This window comes from Halalkalibacter alkalisediminis (assembly GCF_028610705.1).
In the GTDB taxonomy this organism is placed as follows: domain Bacteria; phylum Bacillota; class Bacilli; order Bacillales; family Bacillaceae_D; genus Halalkalibacter; species Halalkalibacter alkalisediminis.
Window position 1 is genome coordinate 1 of sequence record NZ_JAQQWT010000050.1, and the last position, 18580, is coordinate 18580.

Here is an 18580-nt window from a genome sequence, read left to right on the forward strand (position 1 = left end):
AAATCCATTTTTAAAATCAATAAAATGAAAATTGGATTCTTGTATGATTCATGAGATAGGCTTTATGAAATTGATTCGTATAGGAAAAGATAAAGGCACAACGAGCAGATAAAATCCGCTAGTTGTGCCTTCTTTCACGCAAAACTTCCGATTGTCCCCTGATAGAACCGTCCCTCTGATTCCCCGTTAAAAACCCTATTCCTCCACTTGCTTCTCCATCCTCCTATATTGCGCTGGCGAACAGCCCACCTTCTTTTTAAACGTCCGGTAAAAATGTGGTAGACTCTCAAACCCACATGCTTCAGCAATCGTAGCTACATTCTCTTTTGTTTTCAGTAATAAATCCTTCGCTTTTATGATCCGCTTTTTGGTAATGTATTCAGAGATATTCAAGCCGGTCATTTGCTTAAACACCCGGCTTAGATGAGCAGGGCTAATGTCTCCGTGATCTGCTAGGGTTTGCAGATTCACTTCAGTTGTGAAAGACTCTTCTAAATAAGTTAATACCTCTTTTAGCCAAACTGGGATTGTCTGTTTGGTCGTTTCGACTTTTTGTTGGTGCAGGATTGAGCGATTAAAGAATAATAACATCATTTTAAGCTGTAATTGGATGGCTTGTTGATAGCCGTTCTTTTGATCAGATGTTTCTTGGTGAATCCCTGAAAGAGCCTTGATCGTTTCCTCTTGCTGGACTGAATCTAATGTATACCGAAATTGATTGAGTCTCGTACTCTCATCAAAGAGCTGTAAATAGGAAAAAGCAGAGTTACGAATCGCATCATCCTGAACCAAAAGTGGATGGAAAAAGACTGCCGTTGAAGTAACAGGGTTCTCTTTATTTGGGATCGCATGATGAATGATATTGCCGGGCAAGATAAATAGGTTAGAGGCCTCCATATCATAAAAAGCATTGTTAATGAAGAAGGTCCCTTTCCCACTGTAGACAAAGACGATTTCATACCAATCATGGAAGTGAGTAGGCAGTTCATGATCGGGCTCTTTTTTATCCTGATAGTTGATGTAAAAAGGAAATACAATTTTAGAATCAAACGTTTTTTGAATCGGTTTCATGTTCATTCCTCCTTCTATAAGAATATCAATAAAAGGTATAAATTCGCAATGATGGCAATTTTTATTTCTGATATTGTTGTTATAATGGTGACAAAGGTGAATAAATGAATGGGGGAAAAAACATGAGAGTGATCAGCTGCCAAGAACCAAACGTATTAATAGAAAAAACAGAAGAGCTTACCGAGCGATCGGTCGGAGAGGTATTAATTGAGATCAAAAGAATCGGGATCTGTGGGACTGATCTTCATGCGTATCGAGGCAACCAACCTTTCTTTACGTATCCGAGAGTGCTAGGGCATGAGCTGGCTGGGGTCGTGTTCGAAGCTGATACGGATAGTGCCTTAACAGTGGGGGATCAAGTAACCGTAATTCCATATTTGGAATGTGGAACCTGTATCGCTTGCCGCAATGGAAAGCCAAATTGTTGTACGGATATGAAAGTATTAGGGGTTCATCTAGATGGTGGTATGAAGGAAATAATCAGAGTGCCTGAGAATCATGTGTTGAAAGTGGATCAGATTAGTCTGGATGAAGCGGCCATGGTTGAACCGCTTAGTATCGGAGCACATGCTGTTAGGAGATCGAATCTATCAAAGGATCAAGTGGCTTTAGTCATAGGGGCAGGGCCAATTGGGTTAGCTGTGATGAGGTTCGCCAAATTAACCGGCGCAACAGTGATTGCGATGGACATCAATCATAATCGTTTAGAGTTTTGTAAAAGCTGGGCAGAGGTTGACTATACAATCAACGCATTAGAGGAGCCTGAAGCAGCATTGGCAAAGATTACGGATGGAGATTTTCCACAGGTCGTCTTTGATGCGACAGGAAACAAGCATTCGATGATGAACGCTTTTAACTTTGTCAGTCATGGAGGCCAATTGATTTATGTTGGTTTAGTAAAGGAGGATATTTCGTTTCATGATCCGGAATTTCATAAACGAGAAATGAGCTTATTGGCAAGCCGAAATGCAACGATTGATGATTTCAAGTACGTCATTAGCTGTATAGAACAAAAACAGGTGAACATCAATGAACTCATAACAAACCGCATTCCTTTTGCGAGACTTGTCACTGATTTTGAAACATTGTTTGATCCAGCTTCGAAAGTCATTAAAGGCGTCATTGAGAGATAAGTAGAAAGTGTCTGCTTTTAAAGTTTGAAAAATGAAAAAAGTTAATTGACTTTGAAAGGGGTTTCAAATATACTACAAATGAAGTTAGTGATTTGAAAACTTAGTTTTATAATATAGAACAAAGTGATCAACTAACTCAACTTTGAATAGGAGAGAGGAGTGGTAGTTTATAAAGTTCGAGTTTAACTGATTACAATTCGTACATAAAATGCTTTAACCTTTTAAGAAAGTCACCTATGTGTGATATCCTAATGGTTAAGATCTACATCGAGGGGGAGCCTTAATGCCTATAATTCAATCAGTTGATCGAGCTTTACATATTTTAGAACTGTTTGATGAGTACGAAAAAGAGTTGAAAATTACCGATATTAGTGAACGATTAATGCTTCATAAAAGCACTGTTCATTCGCTATTAAAGACGTTGCAAAAGCACGGCTATATTGAACAGAATCCCGATAATGGCAAGTATCGCTTAGGAATGAAATTATTTGAGCGCGGGAATTTAGTCATTCAAAGTTTAGATATAAGAGAATTAGCTAAACCTCATTTACAAGCCTTGACCAAAGAAACCCAGCAAACTGTTCATTTAGTTGTTTTAGACGGAAAAGAAGGGGTCTATATTGATAAAGTGGAGGGGATAACCTCCAGTGCTCTTTATTCTAGAATCGGCAGACGAATCCCGATCCATTGTAGCAGTGTAGGGAAAGCGTTAGTCGCCTTTAAGTCTCTCGAAGAAATTGACAGTATCCTCAAAGATTACGATTTTGCTTATCGAACGGAGCATACGATTACGAATAAAGAAGATTTTTTAAAAGAGCTTGAAACCGTTAGGAAGCATGGGTTTTCACGGGATAATCAAGAAAATGAGCCGGGGGTCAATTGCGTGGCGATTCCAGTGAAAAATTACACAGGTGAAGTCGTAGCCGCGATGAGTATTTCAAGTCCTGTTATGAGGTTTAATGAGGAACAAATTCAATGGCAAATTGATTTGTTAAAAGAAGAAGCAAGCAAGTTATCAGCAAAATTAGGTTATGGGTACGAGAACTAATGTGTCTCGTATACACATATATAAAAACTCTGTTTTATATTATAAAACAAATTGGAGGGAACTTTGATGAGAATTATCCGATATGAAGAGAAGCAATCGCAAAGTCCAACATTAGCAGCCATTACTGATCAAAACCAAGTGTATCCATTACCTTTCAATAGTTTATTAGAAGTCGTAGCTGAGGCAAAAGTGAAACAAATCAAACCTGTTGAATTCATTCAAGAATTGATTGCTGACAGTCTTCCACTAAATGAAAGTTTACAAGAATTGAAATTACTCGTACCGATTGAAGCACCGGAAGTTTGGGCATCGGGTGTGACGTATCAAAAGAGCAAGGAAGCTCGTAACTATGAAGCCACAAACGGAAAACTTGATGCGAATACATTTTATGACAAGGTATATGATGCAGAGCGGCCTGAAATTTTCTTTAAATCCACGAAGGAGAGAACCATTGGTCCAGATGGAGACTTGTTCTTGCGAAGTGACTCTAACTGGCAGATTCCAGAGCCAGAATTAGGTCTTGTCTTAAGCGGAGAAGGAGAAATCATCGGCTATACCATCGGAAATGATATGAGCTGCCGCGACATTGAAGGGGAAAACCCGCTTTATTTACCTCAGGCGAAACTCTGGTCTCATTCTTGCTCGATCGGTCCAGCGATTCTCTTAGCTGAAACCGTTGAGGACCCCTACCAATTTGAAATCACATGCAAAATCTATCGCAACGAAGAACTCGTCGTAGAAGGGTCAGCTAGTACGAATCAATTAAAGCGTACGTTTGATGAGTTAGTTGGTTTCCTGAAAAGAGATAACATCGTGTTTCCAGGAACTGTATTGCTAACGGGAACGTGTATCGTTCCGCCAAATGAATTTACGTTAGCTGATGGCGATCAAATCGAAATTCTAATTTCTGGAATTGGGAGTTTAACGAACCCAGTCAAAAGTCAGGTTGCTCAAACGGTAAAATAAAAACGATTTCGGGAGGAATAGAAAATGGTAACAAAAACAGATGTAGAGACGTATTTAAATTTTGTAAACGGATCATGGATAAGCGCTTCTAGCTCAGAAGTAGCAGCAAGCATTAACCCAGCCAACCAAAATGAGATTGTCGGGTATTTACAAAAATCAACAAAAGAAGATTTAGATACTGTTGTGGAAGCCGCAAAGGCAGCACAAAAGGCTTGGGGAAAGCTTTCTGGTGCCGAGCGTGGAAGCTATCTTTATAAAGTCGCTGATATTATGGAATCACGTCTTGAGGATATTGCAGAAACCATGACGCGTGAAATGGGGAAAACATTACCAGAGGCAAAAGGAGAAACAGCTCGTGGTGTTGCGATCCTTCGATATTATGCGGGGGAAGGAATGAGAAAGGTTGGCGATGTGATTCCTTCAACCGATTCTAGTGCGCTTATGTTTACAAGTCGAGTTCCATTAGGGGTCGTAGGGGTTATTACACCTTGGAACTTCCCTGTTGCAATCCCGATTTGGAAGATGGCACCAGCCCTTATTTATGGAAATACAATTGTATTAAAACCAGCTCAGGAAGCAGCCGTTACGGCAGCGAAAGTGATTGCTTGCTTTGAAGAGGCAAAGCTGCCAAATGGTGTGGTTAACTTTATTACCGGTTCCGGGTCCGTAATTGGTCAAGGACTTGTTGATCACCCAGGTATAAACGGAATTACGTTTACGGGTTCTGATACGGTTGGTAAACAAGTCGGTCAAGGAGTTTTAGCTCGCGGTGCGAAATACCAGCTTGAAATGGGTGGAAAAAATCCGGTGATTGTGGCGGAGGATGCTGATTTAGATTTAGCTGTCGAGGCGACGATTAGCGGCGGTCTTCGTTCAACTGGACAAAAATGTACGGCGACCAGTCGTGTCATTGTTCATAGCTCTGTCTATGATACGTTTAAAGAGAAACTATTAAATCAAGTAAAAGAAATTAAGGTTGGCAATGGTCTTGAAGAAGGAGTTTGGATGGGCCCAAGTGCGAGTGAAAGTCAACTGAATACTGTTTTATCGTATATTGAAAAAGGAAAAGAAGAAGGAGCCACCTTGCTTCTTGGAGGCAATCGCATCCTCGACCAGGAGTGTGCGAATGGATTCTTTGTCGAGCCAACGGTCTTTGAGAATGTAACAACTGATATGACGATTGCGCAGGAGGAGATTTTCGGACCGGTTCTTGCGTTAATGAAAGTGGATTCATTAGATGAAGCGTTAACAGTTGCAAATGACGTGAATTACGGGTTAAGTGCCTCTATTTTTACTACGAACATCCAAAAGATGTTGACGTTTATCAATGACATGGACGCAGGTCTTGTACGAATCAATGCAGAAAGTGCAGGGGTTGAATTACAAGCTCCATTTGGCGGAATGAAGCAATCTAGTTCGCATTCCAGAGAGCAGGGGCAAGCTGCAATCGAATTTTTTACGTCGATTAAGACTGTGTTTGTGAAAGGCTAAAAAGTGAAAAGTCTCTCCGTAAGATGAGGAGAGGCTTTTTATCGTTTATTTAGAAGATTTTCACATGTTTCATATTGATTATTAACGGAAAAGATGGTAAATTAATTTTGTGGTAGTACCAGGGTACCTCTGATATTGTTACTTTTTGCTTGTATACTTTGAAAGCGTTTAATAGCTAACTAAAGGAGGGCCTCTAGTGAGACTTAAAAATAAAGTTGCTCTAGTAACAGGGGCTGGTTCTGGGATTGGAAAAGAAACGGCATTGTTGTTTGCAAAAGAAGGTGCCGAGGTCATTGTGGCTGATATAAATGAAGATATCGGCAGAGAAACCCTACAAGAAATTCATGAAAACAATGGAAAGGCTTTGTTTGTAGAAGTCGATGTGACAAATGAGGTCAGTGTTGCAAAAATGGTAGAAGCCATCAGAAACCACTGTAAGACCATTGATGTTTTATTTAATAATGCAGGAATTAGTGGAGTAGGGCAGCTACATTCGATTGAGCTTGAAACATGGAAAAAGGTCTTCGATGTTAATGTTACAGGTGTCTTCCTAGTATCGAAAGCGATCTTGCCGCTGATGATGAAACAAAATAGTGGATCGATTATTAACATGTCTTCCTGTATTGCCGAGATCGGCCTTGCAAACAGAGCGTCCTATGCCGCAAGCAAAGGTGCAATTCTTTCGCTGACAAAATCGATGCAGGTCGACTATGCGCCTTATAATATTCGCGTTAATGCGTTGATGCCAGGAACGATTTATACACCGTTTGTTGAAGATTATTTATCAAGAGAGCCAAATCGAGATGCAGCTATTGCGAAGATAAAAGAAAGGCAGCTAAGCGGCGATCTAGGAAAGCCAATTGATGTTGCTTACGCAGCCCTTTATTTAGCATCAGATGAATCGAAATTTATGATGGGAACCCCATTTATGATTGACGGCGGGGTTGTTAATGGAAAATCAAGTTAATCTACATAGCATGAAGAGGAGGAGTGTATGATGAAACTATTAACCTTTAAAGAAGATAGCAAACTGAAGCTAGGTATTAAGACGGACAAAGGAGTATTAGATGTAGAAAAAGCAGCTAGTGCTCTGTCAACAGCAGCACCTGTAACGATTGCAGAAGTAATTGAAAACGAGGGATCACTTGAGGTTTTAGACGCTTTAGTAAAAGCAGCACTTGAGCAGCAATCACAATCATACTTTCTTAACGAAGAGGAATTACAACTAGGACCAGCAGTACCGAAGCCGGGTAAAATGATTTGTGTTGGCTTAAATTATCGAAAACATGCGGAAGAGTCCAATATGCCAATTCCTGATTATCCAGTTTTATTCAATAAATTTGATAATACGGTTGCCGCTCATAATGAGGTAATTCATCTACCTTTTAATTCGAAAGAGAATGATTATGAAGCAGAGCTTGTTATTGTAGTAGGGAAAAAGGCGAAGCGTATTGCACAAGAAGACGCACTTGATTATGTATTTGGCTATTGCAATGTCAATGATTTGTCATCTAGAGATTTGCAATTCCGTACGAATCAATGGCTATTAGGCAAATGCTTGGATGGCTTTAGCCCTCTTGGACCCTATCTCGTAACAAGTGATGAGATCGAGAATCCAAATGATTTAGCGATTAAAGCGATGGTGAATGGAGAAATCCGTCAAAACTCAAATACTTCTGACATGGTTTTTAAATGCGATGAAATTGTTAGCTACATTTCCGATCATATGACATTAAACCCAGGGGATATTATTTTAACAGGTACTCCTGAAGGGGTGGCATTAGGTATGCCTGAAGCTCAGAGAGTTTATTTACAAGACGGCGATGAAGTAACGATTGAAATTGAGAAGCTTGGCAGGTTGACGAATACGTTTAAACAAGAAGTTTAATGATCGCTCGATACAGAGGAGAAACGAAATAACATACAAAGTAGAGACGAGAATCGTACTGATTTTCGTCTCTTATTTTAAATTGGTGTTTCATGGTTTTCACACAGGTAGAAAGAATTTTTCTACAGAGATTTGGTCTTTAAGGGAGCTACTGAAGGTCGGCTCCTCGCTTTCCAAAGAAGGATGGGTCTTTCATAGTTGAGATGAAGGTCATTGCTCGCTTTATGAAGAAGGAAAAGTCCTTCATAGGCAAGACGAAGGTTAGTTGCACACATTTTAAGAAGGATTGCTCCATCAAAGGTCTGATCAATGCCTTTCTACCTCTAACCAATAAATCCGGTGTATTTGTGTTGCTAAAATGGTTGTTAACTCTACTCCTAAATGTTAAATCTTTTTTGCAGCAGAATCAAAAAAGCCCTTCTAAAAGGGCTTACTACTGAGTTTATTCCATCTGTTTATATAATTGTTTCGCTCTTGTGAAGTTCAGGTCAATAGCTTCCTTAACTTGATCGGCGTTTCTTTCTTTTATCGCAGCTAATAGCATGGTTCTTGAGTCAATACTATTTTTCATCGCGCCTGGGATATTGAGTATTTTAACCATACTGTGATGACGCAAATGAACGATCGTTTGCATCAATTTGCTGTAAATTTTGTTGCTGCTGCAAAGTCCCATGTGTAGGTCAAATTCATCTAGAAGCTCTTGGAAAGCTTCGGAGTCTTTATTTCTTTTATCAAAGCTTTTCAACTTGTTTAAAATGTCTTCTAAAACTTGGATCTCTTCATCGGACATGTGCTGGGAAGCTTCATAATATACTTCTGACTCAATCAGTTTCCTCGCTGCATAAATCTCTTCCATGTTGTTAATCTCGTTATAATACATCCACGAAATCGTTTCAGCTGGAATAGGGGATTCGCGTTTGCTGACATAGCTACCTTCACCAGGTTTGATCGTAATCAAACCAATGAGAGCGAGGGCGCGTAACGATTCACGGATCCGTCCACGATTGACCCCGAACTCTTCAGCTAATAAACGTTCATTTGGAAGCTTATCACCGGGTTTTAGTTGATTGGTGGTGATCCAAGAAGCCATTTGTTCCATAATTTGCTCTGTAACGGTTACTCTCTTAACAGGATTAATTTTGACCAAGTTTCATCACCTCTTAAGTTTGATAATTTGGTACTACCAAAATACCACAAAAAAGCAGATATACATATAGATTCTATAAAAATATCACCAATACAATCGAAATTAATTTTATTGAAAAAATATTTAGAAAAAACTAAAAATTAGTTGTAAACCTATAAAACTCATGATATATTTTTAGTGTACTGGTACTACCACGGAAACTCATTGAAAGCGCTTAAAAATGCAAGTTGTAATAGAGGGTTTGTAATTTTGTGCATTTACCGGTATTTTCACACCTCCGAAAATGAGGTCTTTTATTACGCTATCTTGGTACTACCACAATACCAAATGAGGCGTTGTAAAAGAATACTAGAGTTTTACATACATAGAGAGGAGTGAGTAAGTTGAGTAATAGTAAATTTCGAACCATTGTTATGAGACCAGAGGACAGCGTTGCAGTTGCCTTACAAGAAATTGCAGCTGGAATTCAAGTTGAGGTTAATGTCCCGTCAAAAGAATCTATTACCATTTTATTAAAAGAAACGATTGAATTTGGCCACAAATTTTCAATCAGACCAATTAAAGCAGGATCAGACATTATGAAATATGGTGAAGTCATAGGCAGAGCTTTAAAAAATATTGAGGAAGGTGAGCATGTACATGTTCACAATCTAGAAGGAACTAGAGGAAGAGGTGATAAAGTTGTTACAGATTAAAGAAGGACAATTTTTAGGATATAGACGTAGTGACGGAAAGGTGGGTGTCCGCAACCATGTGTTAATTCTTCCAACAATCACGTGTGCGACACAAACAGCAAAACAAATTACCGAGCTTGTTCATGGAACGGTTAGTTTTATCCATCAACACGGATGCGCTCAGGTAGGAGTCGATTACGAGCAAACGTTTCGTACATATGTAGGGATGGGAAAAAATCCAAATGTCTACGGTGTCGTTGTGTTAGGATTGGGTTGTGAAACTCATCAGGCAAAAAGTGTTGCAGGAGAAATTGCGAAGTCTGGGAAACCAGTTATTACCGTTTCAATTCAAGAGCATGGCGGAACATTAGATGCGATTGCAGAAGGGGCTAAAGCGGCGACGAAGCTCGTCCAAGAAGCATCGATGCAAATGAAGGAATGGTGCGATTTCAGTGAGCTCATCATTGGAACGGAATGCGGCGGTTCAGATGCCTGTTCTGGATTGTCAGCGAACCCAGCTGTAGGAGCGGTTAGCGACATGATTGTCGAATTCGGCGGAACGTCGATACTAGCGGAAACAACCGAGCTTATCGGAGCAGAACATTTATTAGCTAATCGAGCTAAAAATGATCAAGTTGCAAAACGTGTATATGAAGTGATCGAAGCCATGGAAAATCGTTCGATTCAAATGGGCGTAGATATCCGAACTGGAAATCCTAGCCCAGGAAATATCAAAGGTGGATTAAGTTCACTTGAGGAAAAATCACTGGGAGCCGCAAATAAAGCTGGGAAAAGTCCACTAAATGAGTTGATTAATTATGCGGAAGAGCCAACGGAAAAAGGATTGGTTTGGATGGATACACCCGGACATGATATTGAACAATTAACTGGAATGGTTGCTGGTGGAGCTCAAGTTGTTTTATTTACAAGTGGAAGAGGAACCCCTACTGGATCACCGATTGCACCAGTCATTAAAATATCTACCAATACGGGCATGTTTGAAAAAATGCGTGAGAACATGGATTTAAATGCTGGTACCATCATTGAAGGGACCGAAACAGTTGAAGAGGTAGGAAAACGAATTTTATCTGAGATCGGCATGGTGAGCTCAGGTAAATTAACCAAAGCAGAGATACTTAAACAACATGATTTTGGCATTTGGAGAATTGGACCGACGTTTTAATAGTTTTCAGCTTCTATAATATATTGTTTATTTTATGTGAAAAGAGAATAGAAGGATTGCTTTTTAGGTTGGTTTCACTGTAATTTTTTATTTAGGAATATCAATAAAAGTTACATATTAGCAATTTAGGCAATTTTTATTTCCCTATTTGTTGTTATAATGTTGTCATAAGCTACTAAATATTGTGAGGTCATTTCAGAAAGTTGAAAAAAGAGTAGATGATCATCCACTTTAATGTAAGCGTTATCTACTCTTTATATAAATCTATATTATGAAAAGGGGAGTTTAAAGATGAAAAAAGTCAGTAAGTTAATGTTTGCTTCACTTGCAGCTATGTTATTCATGTTTGTTGCAGCCTGTTCTTCTGGTACGAGTGATACTTCTTCGGGGATTTCAGAGCCATCTGAGGGAGCTTCAGAAGAAGCAACTGAAGGCGAAGTATATTCAATTAATATCGCTTATGGAAATCAACCAGGTGAGCCAGTTGATGAATTAGCGAAAAAGTGGAAAGAGCTAGCAGAAGAAGCGAGTGATGGTAGATTAGAGTTAAAGCTTTATCCAAGTTCACAATTAGGCCCTGAGAAAGATGTAGTAGAGCAAGCACAAATGGGGAACAACGTAATTGTGTTGGCAGGGTATGACTTTTTAATGGACTATGTTCCAGACGCTGGAATTTTAACAGCTCCTTACTTAGTAGATGATATAGATGAATTGCTATACTTAACTGAAACAGAGTGGTTTGAAGGGTTACGAAATGATTTACGTGAACAAGGCATCGATGTCGTCACAACGAGAACCGTTTATGGGGAGCGTCATCTATTGACGAATGAAAAAGTGGAAACACCTGAAGATCTAAAAGGACTAAAGATTCGCGTTCCAAATAACCAAATGTCTATTCAAACATTTGAAGCGATGGGAGCAGCTGCAACACCAACTCCACTTGGAGACTTATATACCTCTCTTCAACAAGGCCTTGTTGATGGAGCAGAAAACCCACTTCCTGTTCTTCAAGGTGTAAAAGCACACGAGGTATCAAAGTATCTTTCTTTTACAGGCCACCAAAAGTTTATTACGGCTTGGATTGGTGGAACAAGCTTCATTGATACAATGCCAGAGGATCTCGCTCAAATTTTAAGAGAGACGGGTGACGAAGCTAGTGAACATGGAAGAAACGTACTAGATGCACAAACGGAGGAAGTATTAGCTGAATTTGAAGCACAAGGTGTAGAATTCTATGAGGTAGATGTAGAACCTTTTAAAGAATTGGTTCAAGGTGTATATGAGTCATTCCCTTCTTGGACACCTGGTTTATATGAAGAAATTCAAGAGTTACTAGAAAATCGTCCTTAAGAATGGTTAGATTTATAAGGTTATGGAGATGTGAGCATATTCACGTTCACATCTCCATAACCATCTAACTTCAAGATCTTGAACATGTTGTATCAGGGGGGAGATAATGATGAAGAAGTGGTTTAATTGGATAGATGACGGAATAGCAACTTTCGCACTCTCTGCAATCATCTTGCTGACTGGTACGAATGTGTTTTCTCGTTATGTGTTAAACAAACCGTTACCATGGGTTGAAGAAATTGCCATTGGGTTATTTGTATGGCTTGTTTATATCGGAATTAGTTCGGCGATGAAGCGTGATAGCCATGTCGGGGTCGATTATTTTGTGAATAAACTGCCTAGGCCATTACGAATGATCAGTATCATTGTTCGTGCAGCAGCCATTTATTATGTTCTTTTTTATATTTTTATTTACCTTGGTTTAGATTTCACATTACAAGCATCTAGTAAAGTTACTCCGATCCTCGGTCTTAGCTATCAAATGATTAATATAGCTGTACCAATTGCTGGAGTGTTTACTGCGATTTATTTTACTCAATCATTAATTCGGTCTCTCCGGTTAGAATTCAAGGAAGAGGGAGGGTCTTAGGATGGCTTTAACGGTTGTAATGTGCGTTTTATTACTCTTATTTATCTTAAATGTACCAATTGCTTTTGCTTTAATCGTAAGTACAGCTGTTTATTTCTTATTTACGGATGCCTTTTCTAGTACGGTTTTGATTCAAAGATTAGTAGGCGGAGTGGAGTCCGTTCCTCTACTTGCCATTGTGTTCTTCGTTGCTGCGGGTATTTTGATGAATTACACGGGGATCACATCGAGAATGCTTCGTTTTGCACAAGTCTTGACCAATCGTCTGCCTGGCTCATTGGCACAGGTAAATGTCGTGTTAAGTACATTAATGGGAGGACTGTCAGGCTCTAATGTCGCGGATGCAGCCATGCAATCAAAAGTGTTAGTTCCAGAAATGGAAAAGAAGGGGTATAGTCGTGCATTTGCAACAGCCTTAACAGCATCAACATCTCTCATAACACCAATTATTCCACCAGGGATTGCCCTGATTATGTATGGGTATGTCGGAAATGTCTCGATTGGTAGTTTATTTCTTGCGGGTGTTTTGCCAGGGGTTGTCTTGTGTTTAAGCTTTATGATCTACGTTCATTTTTACGCGAAAAAACATAAGCTTGAGACTGAAAATAAAGAAAAAGTGACGAAAAAGATTTTTTTCTTTACATTTAAAGATGCGATTTTAGCGTTGCTGCTACCAATCATCATCATTGGTGGTATTCGTTTCGGAGTATTTAGTGCAACGGAAGCTGGTGCCATTGCGGTATTCTATGCATTATTTTTAGGATTGGTCATTTATCGCGAAATGAAAATGAAGCAACTAGTCAAAGCACTTATCGAAACAGTACATACGGCTGCCTCTATTTTAGTTATTATTGCTGCGGGTTCAGCGTTTGCGTGGGTTTTAACGTTAGAGCAAGTTCCACAAAGAATGACGGAATTTATGGTGAACCATGTGTCATCACCATTCATGTTTTTCATCGTTGTTCTGGTCTTCTTATTAATAGTTGGAATGTTTATCGAAGGGAACGTTTCAATTATCATTTTAACACCTTTATTTATGCCAATGATTCAGCAATATGGAATTGATCCAGTACACTTTGGTATTTTCTTTATTGTTTGTATTAGTATTGGAACATTAACACCACCGCTTGGAACGATTATGTATACAACCTGTTCGATAACAGGTACGAAGGTAGAAGAGTTCATTAAATATAGTTGGCCGTTTTTATTAATTCTAATATTAGCTGCTTTATTACTAGCGTTTGTTCCAAGTATTTCACTTTGGCTGCCAAGTATACTGAATTAAACAAAGCAGCATAGTGGTCTGGATTTTAAGTGAAGCGTTAAGTTAACTGGAAACTCTGCATTTCCAGTGACATAAATACAAAAGAACTGTCTCAGAAGATTTTCACCTTTGAGACAGTTTTTTTATCTATTCATATGAACATCACGAAAGGACAGGGGGACAGCGTTCCTAGTCCATAAAGAAAGCTGAGTGAAGGAATTTAAAGAGTAAAAACCATACGAAGTCGTACGCTCAAGCAGAGGGCTAGTCGTAATTTTCTATAAAATCTATTTTTATCATACCGACAATGGTTTGCTGAATATCTCAAGGATTCCTGTGTTTTACAATAAATTTGTTGGAAGAGTGATCCCCGTAAACTTAATACCTAGAAATCTATTTACGGTGATCCTCCCCGCTATACAAACCGCTTAGCCCGGCACCAACAGACTCAATTTTTAAATACATGTTGCCCAATAACAACGGTTGTTTCTCTTGTATCGAGCCAGCGATTTGTGGCTATGTCTGGGTTGTAAAAAAATAATGAATCCTCGGAAATATCCCTCATGTCTGATAATGCGGCTTCTACTGCTTCAATGGATTCTTGATCAGCCGATTTATTGATCTGACCATTGGCAACGGGTTGAAATTGCCTAGGCTCATAAATGACTTCTTTTATCGTATCAGGAAATTGAGAGCTTTCTACTCTATTTAAAACAACAGCAGCCACCGCTACTTTTCCTTCGAAAGGTTCTGTCTGGGCTTCGGCTCGTACAATTCTAGCTAATAGATCGAATTCCTTTTCAGAGAGACTTATGTCTGTAGAATTGCTTCTTTCCGTTTTTGGTTCGGGAGAGTTGTTGTTTTTATGTATGTTAATTTGCTGTCCTATAATAATCAGATCAAGATCTGTAATTTGCGGGTTAGCCTTCGCTAATTCGTCTAATGTTAAGCTGTTATCTTGTGCGATTTTCCACATGGTGTCACCTTCTTGAACGGTATAGGCAAAAGCAGGGGCAGCAAAACATAGAGCTGCTAGGAATGTTAGTACAAAAGTTAGTTTCTTCATAAAAAATAATCCTCCTAGTACATATTGGGTTTGTGAGCTTGTCTATAACTCATCCCTATGAAAGAGGAAAATAGAATATTATTACAATCTGTTTACAAGGAGATTACATGGGGGTGGAGGAGGAGCTTTTTCTTAGGCCAGGTTGTGGAGTCACTCTTATATTACGTAGTAGACTCATACTGCGCAACAAAGGTCTTCATGTTTAGAGGAAAATGACGGGTTACCTCAAGAAAGTAAAAAAACATTGGGTATCCCAATGTTTTTTATTATCTTAATGTTGTTTATCTAAGGCTAATTTTAATCCAAATCCAATTAACACTAGTCCCGTTGCTTTATCCATTATCCTTTGTACTTTTGGAGACATTAGCCATTCACGTAAGTAATTAATGAAAAAGACATAGATAAAAAACCAAGAAATAGACAGAAGTGTGTAAATAACACCCATGATTATAAGTTGTTGGGTTGCGTTTTCTCCTGTTTTCACAAATTGGGGTAAAAATGTTAAGAAGAACATTGCAACCTTCGGATTGAGTATATTCGAGAAGAGACCTTGTTTAAAAGCCGACTTTTTCATTTCGTCATTATATTGATTTTCAGCACTCGTAGCTTTCTTTTTCCTTGAGATGAAAGAAGAAAATCCGAGGTATATCAAGTAGATCGCACCAACATATTTAACGATTTCAAAAGCAACAGCAGACTGCATCAAAAGAGCCGAAAGTCCAAAAGCAGCAGCGAATGTATGGACTAAAGATCCAGTTGTAATACCTAGAGCCATTTTATAACCATCTATTCTTCCGTCCGAAATGGTCCTTTTTGTAATAAGTGCTGTGTCGATACCAGGGCTCATCACAACAAATAACGATAAGACTAAAAACGTAAAAAATTCATTCATATTCTCCACTCCTTACTGACTTGTAAAACGTCATTTGGTAAAATAATATTTAACATATATTAAGTATAGTTTAACGGAGGTTTGATTATTTGTTAATTTTAAATTAATAAAATTAAATTAAAATTAACTTTAACTTTATTTATAAGGAGTATAGCGATGGAAAATATAGATATTGGAAAAAAAGTAGAGAAATACAGAAAAGTCAAAGGTTGGAGCAGCAGAGAATTAGCGAAGATAGCTGAAATAACACCTTCAATGTTAAGTCAAATTGAACGGGGTTTGGCAAATCCTTCAATTCAGACTCTAAAGGTTTTAGCTAAAGCCCTTGATGTTCCCACCTTTAGTTTTTTACTTGAGGAGTCTAACACCGAAGATTTAGTTGTTAGATCAAATGAACGCAAAAAAATGGTTGTTGAAAACCTATCGTATGAGTTATTGTCACCTGATTTTACTGGAATACTGGCAACTGCGATCATGAATGTTCCTCCCAATACATCCTCATCTGAAAAACTTTTGGAACATAAAGGGGAAGAAGTTGCTTTTGTATTAGTGGGAAAAATTAAAGTGTTTTTAAATGATGAAGAATATATATTAGAAACTGGTGATAGTGTCAAAATACCAGCTTATATGAAGCATAAATGGGAGAATAATTTCAATAAAAATGCCGCTATTCTATTTTCGGTAACTCCACCAGCATTTTAAGTCTTTGTTGAACAAATGTTGATGGAGAAAGAAGAAAAAACAACAGACTTATTTGCTGAGTAGTCCAACCATACTGGTTATAGAATAACCCTCGAAAGACGATTGCTTTTAAAGTAATCGTCTTTCGTATTTGACTAAATACTCCGCAGTAAAGAACTTCATCTTTAGAGGGCTTTGTGAAAAAATGTGTTTAACGTCGCAGATTAGTAAAAAAAGAGATGTTAATTTTTACAACATCTCCTTTACTTATATTTTCTTGTGATTTTAAGACTCTAATTCATATTTTAATCTGACAGAAAGGGATGCTTTAGTGGAAGAACGGAGATTGTTTCCGTATCTCATTTCCTTTTTCAACAAACGATTTAATCCAATATGAATGTAGTATAAGAGTATTATTAGTAGGCGATACCTACACGTGATTTTATATAATCGCTTGTTTTAATCTGTCTAAATGTAAATTCTGATGTATCCGGTACGGATATTTCAACTCCATCCTCCGGCAAAAAATTTCGCTCTATACGATATTTGCCTATCCTTTCTCCATCCGGCAAGTAGGTAGGACAGACAATCGTCCATTCGAGGGTTGATTGTTTGAGCATATCATAAACTTTATGATGTTCTTTCGCTGCACGGGTTGACTTACGCTTTGATTCACTTGATTGATAACGCAGAGAATTGGGCGTGGTTCTACTTTGCAGGATACCTGCAGTTCCTATAGTTATTATTCGTTTTGTACCTTCATTTTCCATTGCTTCGATAATAAGTGACATACTTTCTGATAGAGTGGTTGTACCATCAGTATTTAGTGCACTAATAACCACATCACTTCCATGTATTGCATGTACGATATCTTCTTTATTTAAAACATTCCCTTGAATAATGGTTAAATTTTCATTATTTATTTGAATCTTCTCTGGAGTACGAACTAATACAGTAACATGATGTCTGTCGTCCAGGGCGTAATTAACTATATGACTTCCAACTCGTCCAGTTGCACCTGAAAGTAAAATATTCATAAGAATGAGCCTCCTTTTGCAAATACTACTATTTTACTATAAAAGCTATATTATTGTCTTATTCAATAATGCTTACGTCGAATAAGACAGGTGAAAAAACAGAGTCATTTACTGCTCAAGATGGTACCTTAAAAATGAGCACAATCAGAAAGAAGCTATCTATTATAAAGAGTTTCTTTAGTTGGTTAGTTTCAGAAGAATATATTAAACGTGATCCAACTACGAAATTAAAAGCTCCAAAAGATGAATATCGGCTTCCTCAATCCTTATCAATCCAAGAACTGGAGATGTTAAGAGAAGCCTGTGAAACAGTAAGACAACGTGCCTTTCTAGAAGTATTATATGCAACTGGCTGTCGTTTATCTGAAGTTCATGGATTAAATAAAGCTTATATCAATCAACAGAATATGAGCACATTAGTTATAGGTAAAGGTGATAAACAAAGGGAAGTCTATTTTTCCATTAGAGCAATGTATCATTTAGATAAATATTTAAAAGAACGGAAAGATGATTGTGAAGCCTTGATGATTACAGAGAGAAAACCTTATAGAAGATTATCTAAACGAGGAATACAAAGAGAAATAGGAATAATAGCTAAAAGGGCAGGTTTGCAAGACAAAGTTAGTCCCCATGTTTTAAGACATACTTTTGCAACATTAACATTAAATAATGGAGCTGAGCTCGTAGCCATTCAAGAGTTGTTAGGTCACAGTTCGCCAGATACCACACTTAGGTATGCAAAAATAACTCACGAAAGAAAACGTGAGCAGCATAAAAGATATTTAATTCAATAAAAGTGATTGTCATTAGACTAAATACTGTGCAGTAAAGATCTTATTTTAGAGGATTTTGCGAAGAAATAAAATTAAACAGGTCAGGATACTTGAACAAGTCATATATAGATTGCATTTTTGTAGTGTAACCTAAGCGGAAAAGTATGCTTTTTTAAATTTATGTGGAGCCGTTTAGGAAAGAGGAAAACTTAAAAATGGCATTCCGTGCTGATACGGAATGCCATTTGTTAACATTTATCAACTTAATTAAGCCATAAGCAACTCATTTGCACGTTCTTTTTTACCATGCAGACAATAGTATAGGAT

The 18580-nt window shown here is 38.1% G+C and carries 18 protein-coding genes; 13 read left to right on the forward strand and 5 right to left on the reverse strand.

What is annotated here, in order from left to right; translation table 11 throughout:
• Positions 1–195 precede the first annotated feature (195 nt).
• Positions 196–1071, reverse strand: a complete 876-nt coding sequence (locus PQ474_RS23935; protein WP_273848093.1) for an AraC family transcriptional regulator — start codon at positions 1069–1071, stop codon at positions 196–198.
• Between the two features lie 122 nt (positions 1072–1193).
• On the opposite strand from PQ474_RS23935, the gene PQ474_RS23940 reads away from it, so the two are divergent.
• From PQ474_RS23940 to PQ474_RS23965, 6 genes are all read left to right on the forward strand, one after another.
• A complete protein-coding gene (locus PQ474_RS23940) occupies positions 1194–2204 on the forward strand; it encodes a zinc-binding alcohol dehydrogenase family protein (protein ID WP_273848094.1) in 1011 nt (336 codons plus the stop codon).
• Between the two features lie 283 nt (positions 2205–2487).
• A complete protein-coding gene (locus PQ474_RS23945; protein ID WP_273848095.1) occupies positions 2488–3252 on the forward strand; it encodes an IclR family transcriptional regulator in 765 nt (254 codons plus the stop codon).
• 66 nt (positions 3253–3318) lie between these two features.
• Positions 3319–4218, forward strand: a complete 900-nt coding sequence (locus PQ474_RS23950) for a fumarylacetoacetate hydrolase family protein (RefSeq protein WP_273848096.1) — start codon at positions 3319–3321, stop codon at positions 4216–4218.
• Positions 4219–4242: 24 nt separating this feature from the next.
• Positions 4243–5709, forward strand: a complete 1467-nt coding sequence (gene gucD, locus PQ474_RS23955) for an alpha-ketoglutaric semialdehyde dehydrogenase GucD (protein ID WP_273848097.1) — start codon at positions 4243–4245, stop codon at positions 5707–5709.
• Positions 5710–5905: 196 nt separating this feature from the next.
• Positions 5906–6676 (forward strand): SDR family NAD(P)-dependent oxidoreductase, encoded by a 771-nt coding sequence (locus PQ474_RS23960; RefSeq protein WP_273848098.1) that lies wholly within the window; start codon positions 5906–5908, stop codon positions 6674–6676.
• A gap of 30 nt (positions 6677–6706) precedes the next feature.
• Positions 6707–7597: a fumarylacetoacetate hydrolase family protein gene (locus tag PQ474_RS23965; RefSeq protein WP_273848109.1), complete on the forward strand. Its 891-nt coding sequence runs from the start codon at positions 6707–6709 to the stop codon at positions 7595–7597.
• Positions 7598–8039: 442 nt separating this feature from the next.
• On the opposite strand, the gene PQ474_RS23970 is transcribed toward PQ474_RS23965, so the two are convergent.
• Positions 8040–8744, reverse strand: a complete 705-nt coding sequence (locus tag PQ474_RS23970) for a FadR/GntR family transcriptional regulator (protein WP_273848099.1) — start codon at positions 8742–8744, stop codon at positions 8040–8042.
• 374 nt (positions 8745–9118) lie between these two features.
• Here PQ474_RS23970 and PQ474_RS23975 point away from each other — a divergent pair, with 374 nt between their 5' ends.
• From PQ474_RS23975 to PQ474_RS23995, 5 genes are all read left to right on the forward strand, one after another.
• Positions 9119–9439 carry a UxaA family hydrolase gene (locus PQ474_RS23975; protein WP_337956405.1) on the forward strand — a complete coding sequence of 107 codons (321 nt, stop codon included), beginning with the start codon at positions 9119–9121 and terminating at the stop codon, positions 9437–9439.
• A complete protein-coding gene (locus PQ474_RS23980; RefSeq protein ID WP_390187390.1) occupies positions 9426–10601 on the forward strand; it encodes a UxaA family hydrolase in 1176 nt (391 codons plus the stop codon). Before PQ474_RS23975 ends, PQ474_RS23980 begins: the two co-directional genes overlap by 14 nt.
• A gap of 291 nt (positions 10602–10892) precedes the next feature.
• Positions 10893–11951, forward strand: a complete 1059-nt coding sequence (locus PQ474_RS23985; protein ID WP_273848101.1) for a C4-dicarboxylate TRAP transporter substrate-binding protein — start codon at positions 10893–10895, stop codon at positions 11949–11951.
• Between the two features lie 106 nt (positions 11952–12057).
• Positions 12058–12540, forward strand: a complete 483-nt coding sequence (locus PQ474_RS23990) for a TRAP transporter small permease (RefSeq protein ID WP_273848102.1) — start codon at positions 12058–12060, stop codon at positions 12538–12540.
• A 1-nt stretch (position 12541) separates the two neighbouring features.
• Positions 12542–13825, forward strand: coding sequence for a TRAP transporter large permease (locus PQ474_RS23995; RefSeq protein ID WP_273848103.1), 1284 nt, complete (start codon positions 12542–12544; stop codon positions 13823–13825).
• Positions 13826–14252: 427 nt separating this feature from the next.
• Here the strand turns inward: PQ474_RS23995 and PQ474_RS24000 are convergent, their stop codons facing one another.
• A complete protein-coding gene (locus PQ474_RS24000; RefSeq protein WP_273848104.1) occupies positions 14253–14870 on the reverse strand; it encodes a cell wall hydrolase in 618 nt (205 codons plus the stop codon).
• A 271-nt stretch (positions 14871–15141) separates the two neighbouring features.
• On the reverse strand, positions 15142–15762 hold the full coding sequence (locus PQ474_RS24005; RefSeq protein ID WP_273848105.1) for a LysE family translocator: 621 nt from the start codon (positions 15760–15762) through the stop codon (positions 15142–15144).
• A gap of 156 nt (positions 15763–15918) precedes the next feature.
• On the opposite strand from PQ474_RS24005, the gene PQ474_RS24010 reads away from it, so the two are divergent.
• Positions 15919–16464 carry a helix-turn-helix domain-containing protein gene (locus PQ474_RS24010; protein ID WP_273848106.1) on the forward strand — a complete coding sequence of 182 codons (546 nt, stop codon included), beginning with the start codon at positions 15919–15921 and terminating at the stop codon, positions 16462–16464.
• A 395-nt stretch (positions 16465–16859) separates the two neighbouring features.
• Here the strand turns inward: PQ474_RS24010 and PQ474_RS24015 are convergent, their stop codons facing one another.
• Entirely contained in the window at positions 16860–17480 is a 621-nt protein-coding gene (locus PQ474_RS24015) for an NAD(P)-dependent oxidoreductase (protein WP_273848107.1), read from the reverse strand.
• A gap of 134 nt (positions 17481–17614) precedes the next feature.
• Between PQ474_RS24015 and PQ474_RS24020 the strand changes: the two genes are divergently transcribed.
• On the forward strand, positions 17615–18274 hold the full coding sequence (locus PQ474_RS24020) for a tyrosine-type recombinase/integrase (RefSeq protein WP_273848108.1): 660 nt from the start codon (positions 17615–17617) through the stop codon (positions 18272–18274).
• The last annotated feature ends 306 nt before the right edge of the window (positions 18275–18580 follow it).

Bases quoted from the DNA above. Each gene is read 5' to 3' on its own strand.
- PQ474_RS23935 (WP_273848093.1), bottom strand. From the start codon at position 1,071: ATGAAACCGATTCAAAAAACGTTTGATTCTAAAATTGTATTTCCTTTT.
- PQ474_RS23940 (WP_273848094.1), top strand. From the start codon at position 1,194: ATGAGAGTGATCAGCTGCCAAGAACCAAACGTATTAATAGAAAAAACA.
- PQ474_RS23945 (WP_273848095.1), top strand. From the start codon at position 2,488: ATGCCTATAATTCAATCAGTTGATCGAGCTTTACATATTTTAGAACTG.
- PQ474_RS23950 (WP_273848096.1), top strand. From the start codon at position 3,319: ATGAGAATTATCCGATATGAAGAGAAGCAATCGCAAAGTCCAACATTA.
- gucD (WP_273848097.1), top strand. From the start codon at position 4,243: ATGGTAACAAAAACAGATGTAGAGACGTATTTAAATTTTGTAAACGGA.
- PQ474_RS23965 (WP_273848109.1), top strand. From the start codon at position 6,707: ATGAAACTATTAACCTTTAAAGAAGATAGCAAACTGAAGCTAGGTATT.
- PQ474_RS23985 (WP_273848101.1), top strand. From the start codon at position 10,893: ATGAAAAAAGTCAGTAAGTTAATGTTTGCTTCACTTGCAGCTATGTTA.
- PQ474_RS23990 (WP_273848102.1), top strand. From the start codon at position 12,058: ATGATGAAGAAGTGGTTTAATTGGATAGATGACGGAATAGCAACTTTC.
- PQ474_RS23995 (WP_273848103.1), top strand. From the start codon at position 12,542: ATGGCTTTAACGGTTGTAATGTGCGTTTTATTACTCTTATTTATCTTA.
- PQ474_RS24000 (WP_273848104.1), bottom strand. From the start codon at position 14,870: ATGAAGAAACTAACTTTTGTACTAACATTCCTAGCAGCTCTATGTTTT.
- PQ474_RS24005 (WP_273848105.1), bottom strand. From the start codon at position 15,762: ATGAATGAATTTTTTACGTTTTTAGTCTTATCGTTATTTGTTGTGATG.
- PQ474_RS24010 (WP_273848106.1), top strand. From the start codon at position 15,919: ATGGAAAATATAGATATTGGAAAAAAAGTAGAGAAATACAGAAAAGTC.
- PQ474_RS24015 (WP_273848107.1), bottom strand. From the start codon at position 17,480: ATGAATATTTTACTTTCAGGTGCAACTGGACGAGTTGGAAGTCATATA.
- PQ474_RS24020 (WP_273848108.1), top strand. From the start codon at position 17,615: ATGAGCACAATCAGAAAGAAGCTATCTATTATAAAGAGTTTCTTTAGT.